The sequence below is a fragment of the Psychrobacter sp. T6-1 genome, from assembly GCF_052258445.1.
The window spans coordinates 1-7,385 of the sequence record NZ_JBQQFC010000112.1; the positions used below are offsets into that span (position 1 = coordinate 1).

Annotated in this window: 7 protein-coding genes; 4 read left to right on the forward strand and 3 right to left on the reverse strand. The window is 45.6% G+C overall.

Annotated features, from left to right (window positions below):
• The 3 genes from ACTXGO_RS07640 to sstT form a co-directional block, all read left to right on the forward strand.
• Positions 1–1,296, forward strand: a 1,296-nt coding sequence (locus tag ACTXGO_RS07640) for a leucyl aminopeptidase (protein ID WP_443573927.1), incomplete at its 5' end; no start/stop codon positions are given.
• A 48-nt stretch (positions 1,297–1,344) separates the two neighbouring features.
• A complete protein-coding gene (locus ACTXGO_RS07645; protein WP_443573929.1) occupies positions 1,345–1,797 on the forward strand; it encodes a DNA polymerase III subunit chi in 453 nt (150 codons plus the stop codon).
• 172 nt (positions 1,798–1,969) lie between these two features.
• Positions 1,970–3,172 (forward strand): serine/threonine transporter SstT, encoded by a 1,203-nt coding sequence (gene sstT / locus ACTXGO_RS07650; protein ID WP_443541236.1) that lies wholly within the window; start codon positions 1,970–1,972, stop codon positions 3,170–3,172.
• A gap of 58 nt (positions 3,173–3,230) precedes the next feature.
• Here the strand turns inward: sstT and ACTXGO_RS07655 are convergent, their stop codons facing one another.
• Positions 3,231–3,554, reverse strand: a complete 324-nt coding sequence (locus ACTXGO_RS07655; RefSeq protein ID WP_443541237.1) for a chaperone modulator CbpM — start codon at positions 3,552–3,554, stop codon at positions 3,231–3,233.
• Positions 3,555–3,664: 110 nt separating this feature from the next.
• Positions 3,665–4,675, reverse strand: a complete 1,011-nt coding sequence (locus tag ACTXGO_RS07660) for a DnaJ C-terminal domain-containing protein (protein ID WP_443573931.1) — start codon at positions 4,673–4,675, stop codon at positions 3,665–3,667.
• A 579-nt stretch (positions 4,676–5,254) separates the two neighbouring features.
• Between ACTXGO_RS07660 and ACTXGO_RS07665 the strand changes: the two genes are divergently transcribed.
• Positions 5,255–5,617, forward strand: a complete 363-nt coding sequence (locus ACTXGO_RS07665) for a septal ring lytic transglycosylase RlpA family protein (RefSeq protein WP_317200451.1) — start codon at positions 5,255–5,257, stop codon at positions 5,615–5,617.
• A 63-nt stretch (positions 5,618–5,680) separates the two neighbouring features.
• Here the strand turns inward: ACTXGO_RS07665 and ACTXGO_RS07670 are convergent.
• Positions 5,681–7,385, reverse strand: a 1,705-nt coding sequence (locus ACTXGO_RS07670; RefSeq protein ID WP_443573933.1) for an ATP-binding cassette domain-containing protein, incomplete at its 5' end; no start/stop codon positions are given.

Genomic DNA, 7,385 nt, shown 5'->3' on the forward strand with positions numbered 1-7,385 from the left:
GTGAACTCCATTACTGTTGCTGTAGGGGACGCGTTGGAAGCCGATCAATTTGGTCAACTTGCACTCAACTTACTGGCGGCAAGTTATCGTTTTGATAAATACAAGTCGGAGCAAAAAGAGCCCGTACTCACCGATATCTATCTGCTCGCTGATGACTCGCTCAAATCTACTTTGGACTTTGCTGAATCTATATTCAAAGGCCAAAGCCTCACGCGTGATGTCGCTAATGAGCCGGGCAACATCTGCTTCCCTGTCTACATGGCAGAGCAAGCACAAGCCTTGGCAAAAGCTTATCCTGACGTATTAAAGGTGACAGTCATCGGCGAAAAAGAGATGGCAGCGCTCGGTATGGACTGCTTTTTGGCGGTCGCACAAGGCTCTGCTCGTGAGGGTCAATTGGTACTTATGGAGTATCAAGGCAAGTCGAAGTTTGGCGCAAAAGCGATGACTAATAGCGCATCAGTTGCCAGCGGTCTCAAAGCACTCGCCGATAAACTACCTACCAAAATGCCAAATAAGAAGTCAGGTAAAACAACTCAACAAAATGACGATACTGTATCCGCCTCAAACGATGATGCGCCTATTGTCTTGGTCGGTAAAGGCGTGACTTTTGATTCAGGTGGTATCTCTATCAAGCCTGGCGCCGCTATGGATGAGATGAAGTTCGACATGGGCGGTTCAGCTGCCGTACTCGGTACCATCAAAGCGCTATGTGAAGCTCGCTTGCCAATCAACGTCGTTGGCGCACTCGCTTGCGCTGAAAACATGCCATCAGGGGATGCGACGCGTCCTGGCGATATCGTAAAAGCTATGAACGGCAAGTCGGTTGAGATCTTAAATACGGACGCCGAGGGTCGCCTAGTGTTAGCCGATACCCTATGCTACGTACAACGCTATCAACCAAAAACCATCATCGATGTGGCAACGCTTACAGGTGCTTGCGTAGTGGCACTGGGTCATGTGCGCTCAGCGGTATTTAGTAATGATGAAGACGTGCTCTTTGGTCTTGAGAATGCCAGTAATCAATCTGGTGATCTGGTCTGGCATATGCCTATGGACGATGAATATCAGTCGCAACTTGACTCGCCTATCGCTGATATGCAAAATATCGGTGGCAAAGGTGGCGGCGCGATTACCGCAGCTTGCTTCTTATCGCGTTTCGTTGAAGAGGGTCAAGCGTGGGCGCATTTAGATATCGCGGGTACGGCATGGAACTCAGGCAAAGAAAAAGCCGCTACCGGTCGCCCTGTACCGCTATTTATGCAATACTTAAAAAATTGCGTAGATGTGGCTTGATGCCATAGCGACACTTTTTGATAACAACTTATTGATGACAATCCGCTTATGAAAATTAGCTTTTATGTATTAAGCGAAAGTAAAGCCCAAGAGTTCTTGGGCTTTATTTGTCAGCTCACCCAAACGGCGCTAAACAAAAGCGAGCAGTCGCTATTGATACTCGCTAGTGATGAGGCACAGTTAACTGCGCTTGATGATGCGTTATGGTCTAAGGATCCGCTCAGTTTTATTCCGCATCAGCGCCTGCTAGAGACTACCGATCATGACACAAAGGTTACAACTCAACCTTTAGCACCTGTCACACTTAGCTCTTACATGCCAGCAGACTTTAGCGGCATTGTCATTAATACTACTGCACATCCTGTAAGCACAAATAACTCAGTAAAGCCCTCTCGTATTCTCGAAATCATCAAACCTGATGAGACAAGCATGAGTGAAGGTCGCCATAAGTACAAAAGCTATCAGCAAGCAGGCTACGAGCTGACGCACTTTAAAGTGTGAATAGTGTAGTTCCATCCTTATTCAAACTACCCTCTCTTTTGTAATTCCTACTCCTTTTGCCCCTTACTCTATTCTTGTTTATACCTTAAAACCACAAGCCTAGTGGTAGGCTAATACTCGAAAAAATGCTACCATCCTTCGATTATTTTATTGTGCTTAAAAGGGTGTCATCATGCGTGCGATTTTTGCGATGTATCAACGAATAGGACTGGTGCCGCTAATCATTATCGGTTTAATCCTTGGCGTCTTGATTGGTTGGCTGGTACCGAGTGCTGGGATAGCGCTTGGGATCTTAGGGACCTTATTCGTCGGTGCGCTCAAGGCGGTAGCACCGATACTGGTGTTTGTTTTGGTCTTAGCGGCTATTAGCAAACAGCGCAGCGGTAATGAGGTCTTTGTCAAACCTGTCTTAGTCATGTATCTATTCGGCACCTTTTTGGCCGCATTAACCGCGGTTGGCGCAAGCTTTTTGTTCCCGATCGAGATGGTCTTGGTCAATGCTGACATTGAGCAAGTACCACCTGCTAATCTTAAAGAAGTCATGACCAATTTGCTGATGAGTCTGGTCGCTAACCCTGTCAACGCGGTTGCCAATGCCAACTATATTGGTATCTTGGCATGGGCAATTATTATTGGTTTTGCCCTACGTCAAGCAGGTGATAGCACGCGCGCAGTTGTGAGCGACTTCTCCGATGCTATATCACAAGTGGTCAAATGGATCATTGCCCTAGCGCCTTTGGGTATCTTGGGTCTGGTTGCCAATACCGTCGCCGAAACAGGTTTTGCGGCATTAAAAGGCTATGCCAATATCTTAATGGTGTTAATCGGTTGTATGCTATTTATCGCTTTGGTTGCCAACCCTTTAATCGTATTAGTCAAAACGCGCAGGAACCCTTATCCCCTCGTCTTTACCTGCCTACGTGAGTCTGGGATTACCGCCTTTTTTACGCGCTCATCAGCGGCAAACATACCTGTCAACATGAACCTTGCGCGCAAGCTTGGTTTGCACGAAGATACCTATTCGGTCACTATTCCCCTTGGCGCAACTATCAACATGGCGGGCGCGGCGATTACTATTAATGTTTTAACTTTGTCAGCGGCGCATACTTTGGGGATAGAGGTGAGCTTCGCCTCCGCCTTGCTGCTAAGTTTAGTAGCCACAGTGAGTGCTGGCGGCGCGTCTGGTGTGCCTGGTGGCTCATTACTCCTTATCCCATTGGCGGCGAGTCTGTTTAGTATTCCAAATGATATTGCGATGCAAGTGGTGGCAGTTGGCTTTATTATTGGTGTAATTCAAGACTCAGCAGAGACGGCGCTGAATTCTTCAACAGATATCCTCTTTACAGCCGCTGCCGATCCAAAGTATGCGCGCTAATGTATAGCGCTTAAACCAATAAAAAAGAGCCAATAGTGGCTCTTTTTTATTACGACTTCTACTTTAAACTCTCAATATCCACTTCAATTACCGGCATCTGCGTATCGACTTGGCGTTTAAACTTGCGCAGTTGTTCCACCTCGTCTAACAGCTCAAGTATTAAACCAATCGCCGGTACGCTAGCGTCAAAGTCGCGGCTCAAACGTGAAGCACGGCGTACTGTTGTAAGCTGGTAGCCTGTAAACTGCTCATACTCTGGTACATCATACTCAATGATGTTTTCTTCTATCAATGCTAGTACCCATTGGCGCTCTTGACCACAAACAGCAACCAGCTCATCAAAGTTCATAATGAGATCATTAAATTTAGGCGAGTGTTCCATTGTCATTCTCCTCGTTCGTCCTTTTTTATCATTATTGTGCGCTTATACGATATTAAAACCTAATATATTGAAGCCTAATATATCGAAGCTCAGTATATTGAAGCGTCCTATCAACGCTTGATACTGGTATCAGCAAAAGCTTGTTTGAGCTGCTCGTAGGCCTGTTTTGCGTCATCGGTACTGACCTCTGGATTGACAATATTAAGCGTCAAATATAGATCCCCCGCGTCTTTAGCAGGGATACCTTTACCTTTTAGGCGTAAGTTGCTTCCTGATTTACTGTTTTTGGGAATACTTACCCCAAGTGTACCTGTAGGCGTTGCAACATTGACCTTGTCGCCAAGCGCCGCCTCCCATGGGGTGATATTTAGCGTTTGATAAACATCAGCGCCTTCTAAGCGGATGTTATCGCTGTGGGTGATTTTTACCTTTAAAAACAAATCACCGTTTTTGCCGCCACCATAACCTGCCGCGCCTTGCCCTGCTAGGCGAATTTGCTTGCCGTCAGTGATACCTTTGGGGATTTTGATCTTTAGCGTTTTATTTTCATAATCCACGCTACCGTTGGGCTTGCGCACAGGTACATTTAATTTAATACTATAGTCGTCACCGCTATAAACAGAGGCTAAGTCCACGCTGATCTCAGCATGCTGGTCTTGACCCTTACTATCTTGCGCGCCAAATTGATCAAAACCGCCTTGCGTCCCGCTCGATTGCCCACCAGCTGAACCCCGCGCGCCGCGGCCAAAGGCTGAGAAGATATCATCAAAACGAAAGCCACCCCCGCCAAAGGCTTCACCATCACCAAACTGATCTTTGATATCTTCCCAGCGAAAGCCGCCCTGAGCGCCTGCCGATTGTCCACCAAAGCCGCCAAAACCACCAGCGCCGCCTTGAGAGGCAAAAGGATTGTCCAGCATAGCGTCGTATTCTGCGCGCTTGTCTTTATCTCTGATAGTTTCATAGGCGTTGTTAATCTCAGCGATTTTATTATCAGCGTCTGGATCGTCACTCACATCAGGATGAAATTGACGCACCAGCTTGCGGTATCTTTTTTTGATCTCAGCGTCTGAGGCGTCTTTTTTGACCCCCAAAATGTCGTAGTAGTTTTTTTCTGCCATATTTTTATCCTCTTGTTATTATGTTTATAAGCCGACAACCATGAAAATTTATGTTTTGTGTCCCGCCTACACTATATGTGCTGGTATGGGTGTTCTTGTATGTTTGTAAGCTTTTATGTCTTGTTTATACAGTGAGTCATCTTAGCGATGATTTCAAGTCAAAAATCAAAACTTGTTTTTGTCATCTGGCGGTTGATTTTGGTGCACGTCGACTCTACAACATATAGTCAGTTTGATATAAAAACGATATAGCTGAACTAGAATATATTTTCGCAGTCTCTGTTTTCATAGGCACAGCAGGCAAAAAACTGACATCAGTCCCATGTCATTACATAGAGTATTTATTTTGTGTGGTTTCAACTATAGCTTTATTACTCATTTTTTGGTGAATATGTAGAGTCATACGATTGAGATAATAGGTAAATCAATCACTTATGTAAACTCAAGCGTTTTTTACACAATAGAAGGAATATAGCAAGTTTTTTATTGTATAATACGCACATTATTTGTACTCATAGGGAGTATAGATACTATAGGCAAAAGCATCTGTCTATTCCAAAAATTATTCAAAGGTATTACATGTCTTATTTGATCAGGTCTTTGGTTATCACTTTATCGCTGATATTGACCACTACCGCATTTGCAGGTAACACCAGTTACTATGGTAAAAAATTCCACGGTAAACGTACCGCTAGTGGCAGTATCTTTAACATGAATGCTATGACCGCAGCACACAAAACGCTGCCGTTTGGTACTAAAGTACAAGTGACTAACAAAAAGACAAAGCAGAGCGTTGTAGTAAAAATCACTGACAGAGGTCCTTTTACACCAGGACGTGTTCTTGATTTATCTAGAGCCGCTGCTGGTAAAATAAACTGTCAGTTGTGTACAACAACCATGGAGATTCTCTCTTATGGTGACGGTAAATACCGTAAGCAATAATGTAATAAAAAAGGGAGATTTGGTAATCTCCCTTTTTTGCGTCCTCGTTTTAGTTAAAACCTATCATTCAAACTCAGCTTCCATATCCTCTAACGTCGTCATGGCAACCAGTAACTTCTCTTCATAGTCGCTGTGCTGCTGCTGCAATGAGGCTTGCTCATCAAGTAGCTTCATCAAGTCAGCTTTGCGAGATTCTTCATAAAGGTCAGTATCAGCAAGCTTGTTTTCTAGTTTCGCTGACTTGTCATTGATCTTCTCAAGCTCTTTTTCTATCTCTTCGATCTCGCGGCGAACGGGCGCAGTGCGCTTACGTTGCTCTGCCGCTAATTTGCGTAGCTCTTCTTTGCTAAGCGCTGATGTCTTGTGATCTTGAGTATCTTTTGCCATTGGAGTATTGCTCGTTTCACGTGAAACAAACTTCTTACTCTCTTTTTTACTTTTTTTCTTAGCAGTACTTTTGTCTGTAGCATTCTCTTGTTTACGCTTCTGTTCCAGCCACTTACCGTAGTCGCTGATGTCACCATCAAACTCATCAATCTGACCATCGTGCACCAGATACAGCTCGTCACAGACGTTAGCGATAAGTTCACGATCGTGCGAAACCAGTACCACTGCTCCCTCAAACCCTTGCAAGGCAACAGTCAATGCTTGGCGCATCTGTAAGTCTAAATGGTTGGTCGGCTCATCAAGAACCAGAACGTTCGGACGTTGCCAAACGATTAGTGCTAGTGTCAAACGGGCACGCTCACCACCAGAGAATAGCTCACTTGCAGTATCGATACGGTCACCGCGAAAGTCAAAACTACCCAAAAACGCGCGTAATTCGGCGTCAGAGGTCTTGCCTGCTAGCCGGCGTAACATCTGCATGGGTGTTGCAGTGGCATCCAAGGCGTCCATTTGATGCTGGTTAAAGTAGCCAAGCTTTAGGGTGTCAGAGACGCGGTAGCTACCAGTTAATACTTTAAGCTCACCCACTAATGCTTTAATCAGCGTTGATTTGCCCGCGCCATTCATACCTAGCAGACCTAGACGCGTATCGGGCGTGACTTGTACGCTAGCGTTATAGAGCAGTGGCGTATCACTATAACCGATATCGGCCTGCGTCATCTCGATAAGGGGCGAGCTCATGTTAGCAGGGGGATAAAAGCGAAAAGAGAACGGGTTGTCTGCCATCATAGGTGACAGCTCAGCCATACGCTCAAGCTGCTTGATACGACTTTGTGCTTGCTTAGCTTTACTGGCCTTAGCTCGGAAACGGCGGATAAAGTCATCGAGATGTGCTTTGGTCGCTTGCTGCTTTTCAAACGCTTGCTGCTGCTGCGCCATACGCTCATGACGAGTACGGATAAACTGCTGATAGTTACCCGTGTAAAGGGTGATTTTTTGTTGTTCCACGTGCAAGATATGTCCGACGGTCGCGTCCAAAAAAGCCTGATCATGCGAGATGACAATGACTAAACCGGTAAAGGCATTGATCCAAGTCTCAAGCCAAAGAATAGCATCCAAATCCAAATGGTTAGTTGGTTCATCGAGTAACATTAAGTCCGCGCGGCTCATCAAGGTCTTGGCAAGGTTTAAGCGCATGCGCCAACCGCCAGAGAACCCTTCTACAGGCAGCTCGTGCTGACTGGTTTTAAAGCCAAGCCCCGCCATAATTTGTGCCGCTTTGGTTGGCGTGCGATACCCATCAATCTCATCGAACTGCTGATGCAAAACGCCGATTTGCTCATCACTAACTGTACTTAAATCATTGAGCGCCGCGTTAATC

Bases quoted from the DNA above. Each gene is read 5' to 3' on its own strand.
- ACTXGO_RS07660 (WP_443573931.1), bottom strand. From the start codon at position 4,675: ATGGCAGAAAAAAACTACTACGACATTTTGGGGGTCAAAAAAGACGCC.
- ACTXGO_RS07665 (WP_317200451.1), top strand. From the start codon at position 5,255: ATGTCTTATTTGATCAGGTCTTTGGTTATCACTTTATCGCTGATATTG.
- sstT (WP_443541236.1), top strand. From the start codon at position 1,970: ATGCGTGCGATTTTTGCGATGTATCAACGAATAGGACTGGTGCCGCTA.
- ACTXGO_RS07655 (WP_443541237.1), bottom strand. From the start codon at position 3,554: ATGGAACACTCGCCTAAATTTAATGATCTCATTATGAACTTTGATGAG.
- ACTXGO_RS07645 (WP_443573929.1), top strand. From the start codon at position 1,345: ATGAAAATTAGCTTTTATGTATTAAGCGAAAGTAAAGCCCAAGAGTTC.